This window comes from Actinoplanes nipponensis (assembly GCF_016862275.1).
Classification (GTDB): Bacteria; Actinomycetota; Actinomycetes; order Mycobacteriales; family Micromonosporaceae; genus Actinoplanes; species Actinoplanes nipponensis.
Genome location: NZ_BOMQ01000101.1, coordinates 21,785 through 34,784, shown reverse-complemented (window position 1 = coordinate 34,784; position 13,000 = coordinate 21,785). Strand labels below are relative to the sequence as shown.

11 protein-coding genes are annotated in these 13,000 nt (G+C 73.9%); 7 read left to right on the top strand and 4 right to left on the bottom strand.

Annotated features, from left to right (window positions below; translation table 11 throughout):
* Positions 1–111 precede the first annotated feature (111 nt).
* Together Ani05nite_RS39695 and Ani05nite_RS39690 are read right to left on the bottom strand one after the other, a co-directional pair.
* The gene (locus Ani05nite_RS39695; protein ID WP_203777189.1) at positions 112–690 is read right to left on the bottom strand and encodes a general stress protein; all 579 of its coding nucleotides are present in this window, start codon (positions 688–690) and stop codon (positions 112–114) included.
* A 14-nt stretch (positions 691–704) separates the two neighbouring features.
* Positions 705–1,652, bottom strand: coding sequence for a phosphatase PAP2 family protein (locus Ani05nite_RS39690; protein WP_203777187.1), 948 nt, complete (start codon positions 1,650–1,652; stop codon positions 705–707).
* Between the two features lie 240 nt (positions 1,653–1,892).
* Here Ani05nite_RS39690 and gsmA point away from each other — a divergent pair, with 240 nt between their 5' ends.
* Both gsmA and Ani05nite_RS39680 read left to right on the top strand, forming a co-directional pair.
* Entirely contained in the window at positions 1,893–3,026 is a 1,134-nt protein-coding gene (gsmA, locus tag Ani05nite_RS39685) for a sporangiospore maturation cell wall hydrolase GsmA (protein WP_203777185.1), read from the top strand.
* Between the two features lie 65 nt (positions 3,027–3,091).
* Positions 3,092–5,416 carry an ATP-binding protein gene (locus Ani05nite_RS39680; protein WP_239131090.1) on the top strand — a complete coding sequence of 775 codons (2,325 nt, stop codon included), beginning with the start codon at positions 3,092–3,094 and terminating at the stop codon, positions 5,414–5,416.
* On the opposite strand, the gene Ani05nite_RS39675 is transcribed toward Ani05nite_RS39680, so the two are convergent.
* Positions 5,368–5,733: a response regulator gene (locus tag Ani05nite_RS39675; protein ID WP_203777181.1), complete on the bottom strand. Its 366-nt coding sequence runs from the start codon at positions 5,731–5,733 to the stop codon at positions 5,368–5,370. The genes Ani05nite_RS39680 and Ani05nite_RS39675 overlap by 49 nt on opposite strands.
* A 105-nt stretch (positions 5,734–5,838) precedes the next feature.
* Between Ani05nite_RS39675 and Ani05nite_RS39670 the strand changes: the two genes are divergently transcribed.
* The 5 genes from Ani05nite_RS39670 (at position 5,839) to Ani05nite_RS39650 (ending at position 12,309) form a co-directional block, all read left to right on the top strand.
* Complete coding sequence (locus Ani05nite_RS39670; protein WP_239131089.1) at positions 5,839–6,615, top strand: aldo/keto reductase; 777 nt, start codon at positions 5,839–5,841, stop codon at positions 6,613–6,615.
* A gap of 60 nt (positions 6,616–6,675) precedes the next feature.
* Positions 6,676–10,623, top strand: a complete 3,948-nt coding sequence (gene hrpA, locus Ani05nite_RS39665; protein WP_203777179.1) for an ATP-dependent RNA helicase HrpA — start codon at positions 6,676–6,678, stop codon at positions 10,621–10,623.
* Between the two features lie 118 nt (positions 10,624–10,741).
* Positions 10,742–11,122, top strand: a complete 381-nt coding sequence (locus tag Ani05nite_RS39660; RefSeq protein WP_203777177.1) for a DUF6401 family natural product biosynthesis protein — start codon at positions 10,742–10,744, stop codon at positions 11,120–11,122.
* A gap of 65 nt (positions 11,123–11,187) precedes the next feature.
* Positions 11,188–11,949: a LamG-like jellyroll fold domain-containing protein gene (locus Ani05nite_RS39655; protein WP_203777175.1), complete on the top strand. Its 762-nt coding sequence runs from the start codon at positions 11,188–11,190 to the stop codon at positions 11,947–11,949.
* 69 nt (positions 11,950–12,018) lie between these two features.
* Positions 12,019–12,309: a DUF1905 domain-containing protein gene (locus Ani05nite_RS39650; protein WP_203777173.1), complete on the top strand. Its 291-nt coding sequence runs from the start codon at positions 12,019–12,021 to the stop codon at positions 12,307–12,309.
* Positions 12,310–12,312: 3 nt separating this feature from the next.
* Here Ani05nite_RS39650 and Ani05nite_RS39645 read toward each other — a convergent pair whose 3' ends face one another.
* Positions 12,313–12,942, bottom strand: coding sequence for an NADPH-dependent FMN reductase (locus Ani05nite_RS39645; protein ID WP_203777171.1), 630 nt, complete (start codon positions 12,940–12,942; stop codon positions 12,313–12,315).
* Between the last annotated feature and the right edge of the window lie 58 nt (positions 12,943–13,000).

Here is a 13,000-nt window from a genome sequence, read left to right as displayed (position 1 = left end):
GACCCGGGCGCTGACCAAGCTGCGCGGCCAGCTCGACTCGCTGCGGTAACCCGCCTGCAACGACGGAGCGCCGTCACCCCCGCGGGTGACGGCGCTCCTGGGCGGTCCGGGTCAGGAGGCGCCGCTGGCCTGCCAGTTGAGCCGCACCAGCAGCTGGCGGGCCTCGTCGGCGGCGTCGGCCTCCACCACCACCGCGTACTGGCCGGCCTGCAGCGAGCTGCGCGAGGTGAAGTCGCGCCGCCCGCCGGTCATCGCCTGGGCGATGGCGCCGAAGATCGCGCCCCAGGCCGCGCCGATGAGCAGGCCCAGGAAGATCAGCCCGAACCAGTTCGAGTCGCTGAAGATGCCGATGAACAGCCCGATGAACAGGCCGAACCAGGCGCCGCTGGCGGCGCCCGCGAGCGCGGCCCGCACGGTGGTCATCCGGCCCAGCACGTTCTCGACCAGGCGCAGATCGGTGCCGATGATGCTGGTCTTCTGCACCGGGAACTGGTTGTCGGAGAGGTAGTCGACCGCCCGCTGGGCCAGCGCGTAGTCGGGGTAGGCGGCCACCGACACGGTCGGGACGGCGACGGCCCCGGCGGCCGGGTCGGCGGCGGGCATGGCCGGCACGCCGGCGGGGCCCGGCGGGACGGCGCCGGCCGCGCCGGGCATGGTGGCGGGCGGGGGGTTCTCGGCAGGGGTGGTCATGGTCAGGTTCCTCCTCAGTCGGCGGCCGGCGCCGGGTGCGCGGACGCCAGGACGGATCCGGATCCCACCGGCCGGTCGCCGGCGGCGAGCCGAACCCAGATCGCGAAGACCCCGGCCACCGCGGCCGTGATGGCCGCGGCGCCGGCGAAGAAGGCGAACCGGCCGGAGACCAGGTCCGGCACGACCCGCTCGGAGAGCACGACGGCGCCGATGCCGAGCAGCCCGGCCACCGCGCAGAGCGCGCCCAGGCCGCCGAACAGCAGCATGGCCAGCCGGTTCGGCCGGGCGGTGACCCCGGTGATCCGCGCGCGCCCGGCCCGGACCAGCGCCGAGGCGCCCGCGCCCCAGGCCAGCACGACCAGCAGGGCCGCGACGGTGTCGCTCGGCCGGTGCCATTCGGCCCACACGGTGGCGATCGCGATGACGGTCACGTAGGCGGCGCCGATCAGCGCCACCGTGCCCCGGATCGCGAACGGCAGCACCAGGATCAGGGCGAACGCCACCGAGGCGGCCGCGGTCGTGTGGCCGCTCGGGAACGAGTTCGGCGCCGGGAAGCCGTCCAGGTCGGGCCGGGGCAGCCGGGTCTTGAACAGCTGGGTGCTGGCGTTGGCCCCGATCACCAGCAGTCCGGCGGCGAGCGCGAGGTCGACGCGCCGGCGGATGAAGCCGATCGCCGCGGCGGCCACGCAGACCAGCACGAGGCTGGCCAGGCTGGTGCCGTTGAGGGCCCGGTCGAGCACCTGCACCACCCGCTCGTGGCGGACGTCGGCGCCGCGCATCATGAGCGTGTCCACGCTCTGCCCGAGCGGGGTCCGCACGCAGGCCAGGTACACCGCGGCCACCCCGGCCGCGGCCAGCAGGGCGACGCACGCGTGCCCGACCACGTGCCAGAACCCGCGTCCCGGCCGGTCGGCCGGGGCGGGCTCGGCGCCCTCCGCGGGGCGGGATGCCAGGGCGGTCATCGGCGGTGTCCTCCTGTACGTGTCGAGTCGAGCGCTTCCGCATTGCCCAGACAGCCCACATCTCAAGCAGGTACGCGCCGCGGATCATAGTCCCCCTTCGGTGGCATTCGCCCCGATGTCCCCGCCGCCGCCCTCCGGCAACGCGGATGCACCCGCAAGCAGCCCCGCCCCGCAACGCCGCCCCGCGACCTTCGAACGAACGCCGCGACACGGATGCCGGCGGCCACGAAGGGGACGTTCATGCTGCACACTGCCCGCCGGCTGCTCACCGCGCCGCTGCTGCTCGCCGCGCTCGGCGCGGGGTTGATCGTGGCGCCCGGGACCGCCGACGCGGCCGGGGTGTCCGCCACCATCAAGGTCGGCCGCACGCTCAAGGTGCGCTCGGCGCCCGCGCTGACCGCCAAGGTGGTCGGCACGGTCCGCAACCAGCAGAAGGTCACCGTCGCCTGCTTCGTGACCGGCCAGAAGGTCAAGGGCTCGCTGCGGACCACCACCGCCTGGGACCGGCTCAGCACCGGCCACTACGTCTCGCACGGCTACGTACGGACGGCCCGCGCGCTGTCGCGGTGCGCCGCCAGCTCGCCGACCGCCGTACCCAGCAGGACCAAGACCTCCGGCACCGCCCGCTACGTCATCGGCACGGTCAAGAGCACCGACGGCAGCGTGAATCTGCGCTCCGGCGCGGCCACCACCGAGGCGGTGACCGGCACGGTCGCCAGCGGCACCAAGGTCGACCTGACCTGCGCGGTCACCGGTCAGCTGGTGGACGGCACGGTCCGCTCCACCAACCAGTGGGACCGCACGCCGACCGGCTCCTACATCTCGCACGCCTACGTCTACTCCGGCGCGCTGCCGGTGTGCGCGGGCGCGAGCGTCCCGGCGCCGTCGGTCACCCTGACCCCGGCGCAGTTCATCGCGAACTCGGTGCCCGGCGCGCAGCGTGGCTGGCGCGAGTACGGCGTCCCGCCGTCGGTGACGATCGCCCAGGCCATCCTCGAGTCCGGCTGGGGCCGCAGCGGCCTGGCGTCGGTGGACCGCAACTACTTCGGCATCAAGTGCCAGAACGGCAGCTACGGCAAGCTGGCCGACGGCTGCCACGTGTACCGCACCAACGAGTGCACCAAGGCCGGCACCTGCTTCGCCACCTCGGCCAGCTTCCGGACGTACCCCAGCCAGTCGCACTCGTTCCGCGACCACGGCAGCTTCCTGCGGGTCAACAGCCGCTACGCCGGGGCCTTCGTCCACACCCAGGACGCCAACAAGTTCATCTGGGCGGTGTGGAAGGCCGGGTACGCCACCGACCCGAACTACTACACCAAGGTCACCGGCATCATGGCCGCCTACGACCTGTACCAATACGACACCTGGAAGTGAGTGCCGCTCACCCCCGTCGGCGGAACCTCGCCGGCGGGGGTGATCTGCCCCTTATGCTCCGAGCAGTGAGGGGTCGCCGTGCGGGGCCGCAGGACGGCGCGACGGGAGCGTGGCAGGGACGCTTCGTCGGCCCGCTGCTGGCCGCCACCGTCCTGATCGTCGGGCTCACCGCCACCCTGCTGACCGCCCGGCAGCTGCGCTCGGACCAGCGCGAGAGCGCCGACCGGGTGATGGACCAGCGCACCTCCGTGGCCCGCGCGGCCGTCGCCGGCGAGGCCGGGCGCTACCGCAATCTGCTGCAGGCGGTCGCCGCCGGGCTGGGCACCAACCCCGGGCTCACGGCGGCCGACTTCGCCGCCGCCACGGGTCCGCTCGCCGACGCCGGCCTGCTCGGCGCCACCTCGGTCGCCTTCGTCGTGCCGGCCCGGACCGGCGACGTGCCCCGGGTCGAGGCGTTCTGGCGCGGGCGCGGCGCCGCCGGGCTGCGGCTGACGCCCAGCGGCAGCCACCCCGAGCACTACTTCGCGATCTTCCAGCGCGCGCTGAACGGCAACGGCGTGGCCGCGACCGGACTGGACGTCGCGCCGTCGTCGGAGGGCAGCGCCGCGCTGGTCGAGTCGCGGCGTACCGGCCGGCCCACCGTCTCCGACACGTACGTGCTGCTGCGCGACCGGGGCATCCCGCCGGACCGCCAGCAGTTGTCCTTCGTGTTCGCCGCCCCCGTCTACAGCAGCGTCACCCCGCGCGGGCAGGTCCCGGAGTTCCGCGGCTGGGTGGCGCTCGGGCTGCGCGGCCAGGACTTCCTCGGCGGCGTGCTGAGCACCGCCAGCCAGGGCACGCTCGACGGCGAGCTGTACGCCGTCAACGGCGACAGCCGCCGGGTCCTGGTGGCCGGGTACGACGCCCCGGGCGGGCGCGACCTGACCCGGCAGGCGACCTTCCCGGTGGCCGACCGGCACTGGACGCTGGTGACCGCCGCGGACTCGCGCAACCTGCCCGGCGCGTACAGCAGCATGCCGGCGATCGTGCTGGCCGGGGGCCTGTCGATCACGCTCATGCTGGCCTGCCTGGTGTGCGTCCTGGCCACCGGTCGCTCCCGGGCCCGCGCGCAGGTGTTGGTCGCGACGGCCGAGCTGCGCACCGCCGAGGCCGAGAGCCGGCGCCAGGCCGGCCTGCTCGGCGCGATCATGAGCAGCCTGGGCGACGGCGTCGGGGTGGTCGACGAGTCCGGGGCGTTCCTGCTGCACAACCCGGCGGCCAAGGCGCTGCTCGGCGTCCCGGACGACATCGACGGACCGCAGGGCTGGCAGGAGCACTACGGCCTGTACCGCCCCGACGGGCACACCCCGTTCCCGGTCGAGGAGATGCCGCTGGTCCGGGCGCTGCGGGGGGAGAAGTCCGACGGCGTCGAGATGATCATCCGGAACGACCGGCGGCCGGACGGGATCCTGGTCAGCGTGGACGGCCGGCCGCTGGACGCCAACGCGGCGGGGCGCCACGGCGCCGTCGCCGTCTTCCACGACATCACGGAGCTGCGCCGCTACGAGACCGACCTGGCGGTCTTCGCGGGCGTGGTCGCGCACGACCTCAAGGCGCCGCTGGCGGTGATCCGGGGGCACTGCGAGACCGCGTCGGAGGACCTCGCCGACGCCCCGGACAGCGCGGAGGTGGCCGGGGCGCGCGCCGCGCTGGGCCGGATCGCCGGCAACGCCGACCGGATGGCCGCGCTGATCGACACGCTGCTGGCCTACACGACCTCGCGCGACGCGCCGCTCAAGCTCGGGACCGTGCCGCTCGACCCGCTGGTCGCCGAGGTGATCGAGCAGCGCATCGAGCCGGCGCGTCCCGGCGGGGCGCCGCCGCCCGACTGCTACGTCGGGCCGCTGCCCGAGGTGCGCGCCGACCCGGCGATGCTGCGCCACGTGGTGGACAACCTGATCGGCAACGCCCTCAAGTACGTGCCGGCCGGACGGAACGCGCGGATCGACGTGACGGCGCAGCCGGGGCCGCCCGGCTGGACCCGGATCGAGATCGCCGACCGGGGCATCGGCATCCCGGACGAGGACAAGCCCAACATCTTCGAGTCGTTCCACCGCGCCCGCACCGCCGCCGGCTACGCCGGCACCGGGCTGGGGCTGGCCATCTGCCGGCGGATCGTGGAACGCCACGGCGGCACGATCGGCGTCGCCGACAACCCCGGCGGCGGTACGCGGTTCCACTTCACCCTGCCGCTGGCCACCGCCGGGGAGCAGCCCGCCCCGGCCGACCGGACCGCGCTGGAGCGGGCGCTGGCCGAGCGCGCGGCCGCCGAGGAGTCGACGCCCCCGTCACTGGCGGCGGATCAGGCCGGCCGCGGCGGCATCAGCTCCGCCACGCACGCCAGCAACTGAGCCGGCAGGAACGGCTTGAGCAGCGTCGCGCTGGCGCCGACCTCGGCCGCCCGCTCGTCCCCGGGCAGCATCGAGCCGCTGGCCAGCACCACCGGGATGTGCTTGAGCCGGGCGTCCGCGCGGATCGCCCGGCACAGGTCGAGCCCGGTCATCCGGGGCATGTCCACGTCGGTCACCACGATGTCCGGGTGGTGCTTGCGGACCGCCTCCAGGGCCGCGGCGCCGTCGCTGGCGACGACCACCTGGTGGCCGGCGCGCTCCAGGGCACGCTGCAGCACGAACCGGATGTCCTCGTGGTCCTCGGCGACGACGATCATGGCACCCTCGGTCTCTCTCTGCCGGCCCGCCGGCCGGACGCTGTCGGGAGAGATATCGAATGAGACACGCGGGGGGACACGGGGCGACCCGGGCAAGATGGGGACATGACGATTCCCTCCGTACCGGTGGGCGGGCCGCTCGACATGCCGCTGCTGGGCTTCGGCACCTGGCAGATGCGCGGCGAGGTCGCGTACGACGCGGTGCGCGCGGCCCTGGCCACGGGGTACCGCCACCTCGACACCGCCACCCTCTACGCCAACGAGGCCGAGGTCGGCCGGGCGCTGCGGGACAGCGGGGTGCCCCGCGACGAGGTCTTCCTCACCACCAAGATCACACCGGACCGGGCCGGCCGGGAGCGGGCCACGCTGGAGGAGAGCCTGGCCGCCCTCGGTGTCGACGCGGTCGACCTGTGGCTGCTGCACTGGCCGCCGCGCCGGGGCCGGGGCATCGCGGTCTGGCGGGAGATGCTGGCCCTGCGCGACGCCGGCCTGGCCCGGTCCGTCGGGGTGAGCAACCACGCCACCGCGGAGATCGACGAGCTGGTCGCCGCGACCGGGGAGAAGCCGGCGGTCAACCAGGTCCGCTGGGGACCGAAGCTGTACGACGCCGAGCTGGTCGCCGAGCACCGGGAGCGCGGCGTCGTGGTCGAGGGCTACTCGCCGTTCAAGACCACCGACCTGCGGGACCCGGTGCTGGCCGGGATCGCGGCGGCGCACGGCGTCGACCCGGCCCGGGTGGTGCTGCGCTGGCACCTCCAGCACGGGATCGTGGTGATCCCGAAGAGCGCCAACCCGGAGCGGATCGTCCGCAACGCGCAGATCGACGGCTTCGGGCTGACCGACGGGGAGATGGCGCAGATCGACGGGCTGTCCCGGGTGTGACGGCAACGCGGCGATAATCACCAGGCGTTTCGGGCCGCGTCTGCCTATTGTTGAGCCGCCATGTCTGTCACACCCGTCAGCCCGGACCTCGCCGAGCTCCGCCGCCGCCTGTCCGAGCTGTTGCCGCGCGACGAGCGCCGGCTCCGGCGCCGCATCGAGGGCACCCGCCGGATCCGTGACGAGGTGGCCCGCGCCGCCGTGCTCACCGAGATCGCCGCCGAGGTGACCCAGGCCGAGCAGCGCCGCGCCACGCGGCTGGCCGCCGTACCGCCGATCACCTATCCCGCCGAGCTGCCGGTCAGCCAGCGCCGCGACGACATCCTGGCCGCGATCCGCGACCACCAGGTCGTGGTGATCGCCGGCGAGACCGGCTCGGGCAAGACCACCCAGCTGCCGAAGATCTGCCTGGAGCTGGGCCGCGGGGTGCGCGGCCAGATCGGGCACACCCAGCCGCGGCGGATCGCCGCGCGCACGGTGGCCGAGCGCATCGCCGAGGAGCTGGGCACGTCGCTGGGCGCGACGGTCGGTTACAAGGTCCGCTTCACCGACCAGGTCACCGACGAGACCATGGTCAAGGTGATGACCGACGGCATCCTGCTGGCCGAGATCCAGAACGACCGGATGCTGCGCCGCTACGACACGCTGATCATCGACGAGGCCCACGAGCGCAGCCTCAACATCGACTTCATCCTCGGCTACCTGGCCCAGCTGCTGCCCCAGCGCCCCGACCTGAAGCTGATCATCACGTCGGCGACCATCGAGACGCAGCGCTTCGCCGAGCACTTCGCCGGCCCGGCCGGCCCGGCGCCGGTGATCGAGGTGTCCGGCCGGACCTACCCGGTGGAGGTCCGGTACCGCCCGCTGGTGGAGGAGACCGGCGCCGGGGACCAGGACTCCGACCGGGACGCCCAGCAGCGGCGCGAGGAGCCGATCGACCAGGTGGAGGGCATCGCCGCCGCCGTCGACGAGCTGGGCCGCGAGAGCGACGGCGACATCCTGGTCTTCCTCAGTGGCGAGCGCGAGATCCGCGACGCCGCCGACGCGCTGACCAGGCGCAACCTGCGCAACACCGAGATCGTCCCGCTGTACGGCCGGCTGTCCGCCGCCGAGCAGCACAAGGTCTTCCAGCGGCACACCGGCCGCCGGGTGGTGCTGGCCACCAACGTCGCCGAGACGTCGCTGACCGTGCCCGGCATCCGCTACGTGATCGACCCGGGCACCGCGCGCATCTCGCGCTACAGCAGCCGGCTCAAGGTGCAGCGGCTGCCCATCGAGGCCGTCTCGCAGGCCAGCGCCAACCAGCGCAAGGGCCGCTGCGGGCGCACCTCGGACGGCATCTGCATCCGGCTGTACTCCGAGGAGGACTTCGAGGGCCGTCCCGCCTTCACCGAGCCGGAGATCCTGCGCACCAACCTCGCCTCGGTCATCCTGCAGATGACCGCGCTGGGGCTGGGCGACCTGGCGGCGTTCCCGTTCATCGACCCGCCGGACAAGCGCAACGTCACCGACGGCGTGAAGCTGCTCGAGGAGCTCGGCGCGCTGGCCGGCCGCAAGCTCACCCCGCTGGGCCGCCAGCTGGCCCAGCTGCCGGTCGACCCGCGGCTGGCCCGCATGGTCATCGAGGCGGACAAGCAGGACTGCCTGGCCGAGGTCATGGTGATCACCGCGGCCCTGTCCATCCAGGACCCGCGCGAGCGCCCGGCCGACAAGCAGCAGCAGGCGGACGAGAAGCACGCCCGGTTCGCCGACAAGGAATCGGACTTCTTCAGCTACCTCAACCTCTGGAACTACCTGCGCGAGCAGCAGCGCGAGCTGTCCGGCAACCAGTTCCGCCGGCTGTGCCGCGCCGAGTTCCTCAACTACCTGCGGGTCCGCGAGTGGCAGGACATCTACTCGCAGCTGCGGCAGGTCGCCCGTACCCTCGGGCTCACCCTGCACGAGCGCGACGAGCTGGCCGGCGCCCAGGCCGTGCACACGGCCATGCTGGCCGGGCTGCTCTCGCACATCGGCCTCAAGGACACCGACAAGCGCGAGTACCTCGGCGCCCGCGGGGCCAAGTTCGCCATCTTCCCCGGCTCGGCGCTGTTCAAGAAGCAGCCCCGCTGGGTGATGTCGGCCGAGCTGGTCGAGACCTCGCGGCTGTGGGGCCGGGTGAACGCGCGGATCGAGCCGGAGTGGGCCGAGCAGCTGGCGCCGCACCTGGTCAAGCGCAGCTACAGCGAGCCCCACTGGGAGAAGAAGCTGGGCGCGGTGATGGCGTACGAGAAGGTGACCCTGTACGGGTTGCCGATCGTGCCCCGCCGCAAGGTCGGCTACGCGCGGGTCGACCCGGCGCTGTGCCGGGAGCTGTTCATCCGGCACGCGCTGGTCGAGGGCGACTGGGAGACCCACCACAAGTTCTTCGCCGACAACACCCGGCTGCTCGAGCGCATCGAGGAGATCGAGAACAGGGCCCGCCGCCGGGACATCGCGGTCGACGACGAGACCGTGTACGCCCTCTACGACGCGCGCATCCCGGCCGACGTGGTCTCCGCCCGGCACTTCGACGCGTGGTGGAAGAAGGCCCGGCACGACGACCCGGAGCTGCTGACCTTCACCCGCGAGATGCTGGTCAACGCGGGCCGCGACGCCGTCGACCCGGCCGCCTATCCGGACGCCTGGCTGGCCGGGGAGGTCCGGCTGCCGCTGAGCTACCAGTTCGAGCCGGGCCAGGCCGCCGACGGGGTCACCGTGCAGGTGCCGTTGCCGCTGCTCAACAAGCTCGACGCCGACGACTTCGGCTGGTCGGTGCCGGGCCTGCGGCGCGACGTCGTGATCGCGCTGATCCGGGCCCTGCCCAAGCACCTGCGCACCAGCTTCGTGCCGGTGCCGGACTGGGCGGAGGCCGTGCTCAGCCGCATCCCGGCCCGCCGCGGCGCGCTGAGCGACGCGGTCGGCGCCGAGCTGCGCCGGCTCACCGGCACCGTCGTGCCGCGCGACGCGTGGCGCCCGGACCAGGTCCCGGAGCACCTCAGGATCAACTTCCGGGTGCTCGGCGAGGACGGCGCGGTGGCCGGCGAGGGCCGCGACCTCGACGTGCTGCGGGCCGGCCTGGCCCCCAAGGTGCAGGCGACCATCTCCGCGGCCGCCGGCGACATCGAGCGCCGCGGCATCACCACCAACGACTTCGGCGCCCTGCCCCGCTCGATCGCCCAGGTCCGCGGCGGCTACGAGGTGACGGTGTATCCGGCGCTGGCCGACGAGGGCGACAGCGTAGCCGTGCGGGTCTTCGAGACCGAGGCCGAGCAGCGGGAGGCGATGCGGGCCGGCACCCGGCGGCTGTTGCTGCTCACCCTGCCGCCGGCCGCCCGCTTCCTGCAGGGCCGGCTGGACAACCGGGCCAAGCTGGAGCTGTCGCGGGGCAACCCGTACCGCTCGATCGCCGAGCTGCTGGACGACTGTGCCGGCGCGGCCGTGGACAAGCTGGTGGCCGACGCCGGCGGCCCGGCCTGGGACAAGGAGGGGTTCACCCGGCTGCGCGAGGAGGTCCGCGCCGACCTGGTGGACGCCGTGGCCAACGTGGTGACCCAGGTGCGCGCCGTGCTGGCCACCGCGTACGACGTCGAGCAGCGGCTCGGCGGCACCCGCGACCCGGCGCTGCTGCCGGCCCTCGCCGACATCCGCCAGCAGCTCAAGGGCCTGGTGCATCCGGGTTTCGTGACCGGGACGGGGTGGAGGCAGCTGCACCACCTGCCGCGCTACCTGCGGGGCATGCTGCATCGGCTGGACCGCCTCGGCGGCACGCTGGCCCGCGACCGGCAGCTGATGAACCAGGTGCACGAGATCGAGCGGGAGTATCGCGAGCTGCGGGCCGAGCTGCCCGCGGGCGGGCCGGCCGACGAGGGGCTGCGGGAGATCCGCTGGATGATCGAGGAGCTGCGGATCAACTTCTTCGCGCAGGCGCTGGGTACCGCGTACCCGGTCTCCGACAAGCGCATCTACCGGGCCATGGATCAGCTCCCCGGATAAGGTCTGCTGTACCTTTCGCGGGGGTTTCTGTGCCCGCGGGGTGCGTAGCGGGCAGCGGTCGGGTGCCGTTCGGTTACCCGGCTGTCAACCGGTGGCGCGAGGCCCTAGCGTCCTTCCCATGACGAACGAATTCCTGGCCTTTGCCCCGGTTTCCACCGCTCCCGCCGCCGACCCGGCCCGTGCGCTGCTGGACGAGATGATGGCGCGGGTGGGTGTCGACGGCCTGGCCGCCGCGCTCGGCGACGCGGGCCTGCTCGCCCAGGTCGACCAGCACGCCGCGGCGGTGCGGGACGCGCTGCGCGCCGCCGGCCGGCCGGTCGACGCCGCGGGGCTGGCCGCCTACGCCACGTCGATCGTCGCGGCCGCGGTGCGGATGGGCCGTCCGGTGCCGGAGCCGGGCCACGCGTACGTGTCCGGCTCGGCCTGGCTGGCGGCCGAGTGGCACCTCATGCGGCTGGTGGCCGTCTGCATGATTGCCGAGTCAGCCGGTCTGCTGTAAGAACCAGCCGACACGCTGAGGCCGTAGCTAATGCGGCTTATCAAGACTTCCGTACCTTTTGTCCCATGCTTTTCGCAGCCAAGACAGCCGCCCTCGCCCTCGCGATGACCGCCCTGCCGGCCCTCGCCATCGCCCCGCCCGCGCTCGCCGCACCCCAGGCCGCCCAGGCCGCACCCGCACCCGTCACCGTCGCCCGCTACAGCTTCAACTCCGGCGCCGGCGCCACCGGCCGCGTCGCCGAGAACTCCGGCCGCGGCACCGCCCTGACGGTCCGCGCCACCTCCGGCGGCCGGGTGACCTTCCCCGGCACCACCGCCGACCGGGACGCCTCCTTCCCCGCGGCCTGCTCCGCCAAGGCCCGGATCTGTCCGCGCGCCCTGCTCGAGGGCAGCGACGACCCCGACCTGGACCCGGGCACCCGGCAGTTCCGCTGGGGCGCCTCCGTCCGGCTGACCCGGGCCCAGGTCACCGGCTCGTCCAACGTGGTGCAGAAGGGCGTGGTCAGCACGGCCAGCCAGTGGAAGATGCAGATCGGCGCCCGCAACGGCCGCGCGCACTGCGTCGTCGTCGGCCAGGGCTCGACGAAGATCTACCTGGTCCGCAGCACCGTCGGGGTCGCCGACGCCAAGTGGCACACCATCATGTGCCAGCGCTCGGGCGCCGTGCTGGCCGTCTACGTCGACGGGCAGCAGCGCGGCCGGCTCGCCGTCCCGGCGAACCTGTCGATCGCCAACAACCTGCCGCTGCGCATCGGCGGCCCGAACTTCAACGCCAAGAGCGACATGTACCACGGCCTGCTCGACGACGTGTACGCCCGCCTGGGCTGACCCGCCCGCCCCGGCCCGGCCGTGCCCACCGGCGCGGCCGGGTCGCGGCGCTCTGCCATCATGCCCGTCATGGACCTCGAGTTCCGCGGTGACATCTGGTACTGGCGCGGGCCGGCGCCGTGGTATTTCGTCACGGTGCCCGAGCCGGAGTGCGCCACGCTGCGCTCCTGGTCGTACGCCAGCTACGGCTGGGGCATGATCCCGGTCGTCGCCCGGATCGGCGGCACCGCGTGGGAGACCTCGCTGTGGCCCAAGGACGGCGCCTACGTCGTGCCGGTCAAGGCCCACGTCCGCAGCGCCGAGGGGCTCGACGAGGGCGTCACCGTCGCGGTCCGGCTCGCCGTCCGCGACCAGGGCTGAGCGTCACGCCGGCGGCCGCCACCCGCGGGGCGTGCCGGCGTCGCGCCGCATCACCACCGGGAAGACGCTCGAATAGGCCTGCCAGGACGGTTGCGCGCGGGGCCGCGGGGCGGCCGCCGACTGCACCAGCGCCCGCAGGATGTCCTGCGCGGCCCGGTGCAACTGCGGGTCGGTGACCAGTCCCGCCGCGTCGACGGCGGCCGGGTCGAGCGGCACCCGGATGCAGGCCGGCCGCAGCAGCCGGGCGTTGCCGAAGCTGAGGGCCGTCTGCAACGCGGTCAGCGCGCTCTCGTCCTGCCCGGGCGCGGCCACCGAGAGCCACGCGGCCGGCTTGCCGTTGAGGTCGCCGCCGTCCACCAGCCAGTCCAGCAGGTTCTTCAGGCTGCCCGGCAGGGACCCGGCGTACTCGGGGGTGCTGAACAGCACGGCCTGGGCCGCGCCGACCTCGTCGCGCAGCCGGGCCACCGGCTCGGGCGCCGGTTGCTCCCCGGGCACGAACGCCGGCAGCGTGCGCAGGCCGTCGTAGAGCACGGCGGTCAGCCCCGCCGGGGCGGACCGTGCCGCTGTCCGCAGGGCCGCCGTGTGCAGGGAACCCGCACTGGTGCCGCCGGTGATCAGCAGGATGCGCGTCATGACGAGACGATAAGGCCGGGCGCTCGCGTTCCGGCCGCGACGCGGCGGGGCCGACCCC

Excerpts from the sequence above, each read along its gene's own strand:
- Ani05nite_RS39695 (WP_203777189.1), bottom strand. The coding sequence starts at position 690 with ATGACCACCCCTGCCGAGAACCCCCCGCCCGCCACCATGCCCGGCGCG.
- Ani05nite_RS39690 (WP_203777187.1), bottom strand. The coding sequence starts at position 1,652 with ATGACCGCCCTGGCATCCCGCCCCGCGGAGGGCGCCGAGCCCGCCCCG.
- gsmA (WP_203777185.1), top strand. The coding sequence starts at position 1,893 with ATGCTGCACACTGCCCGCCGGCTGCTCACCGCGCCGCTGCTGCTCGCC.
- Ani05nite_RS39675 (WP_203777181.1), bottom strand. The coding sequence starts at position 5,733 with ATGATCGTCGTCGCCGAGGACCACGAGGACATCCGGTTCGTGCTGCAG.
- Ani05nite_RS39670 (WP_239131089.1), top strand. The coding sequence starts at position 5,839 with ATGACGATTCCCTCCGTACCGGTGGGCGGGCCGCTCGACATGCCGCTG.
- hrpA (WP_203777179.1), top strand. The coding sequence starts at position 6,676 with ATGTCTGTCACACCCGTCAGCCCGGACCTCGCCGAGCTCCGCCGCCGC.
- Ani05nite_RS39660 (WP_203777177.1), top strand. The coding sequence starts at position 10,742 with ATGACGAACGAATTCCTGGCCTTTGCCCCGGTTTCCACCGCTCCCGCC.
- Ani05nite_RS39655 (WP_203777175.1), top strand. The coding sequence starts at position 11,188 with ATGCTTTTCGCAGCCAAGACAGCCGCCCTCGCCCTCGCGATGACCGCC.
- Ani05nite_RS39650 (WP_203777173.1), top strand. The coding sequence starts at position 12,019 with ATGGACCTCGAGTTCCGCGGTGACATCTGGTACTGGCGCGGGCCGGCG.
- Ani05nite_RS39645 (WP_203777171.1), bottom strand. The coding sequence starts at position 12,942 with ATGACGCGCATCCTGCTGATCACCGGCGGCACCAGTGCGGGTTCCCTG.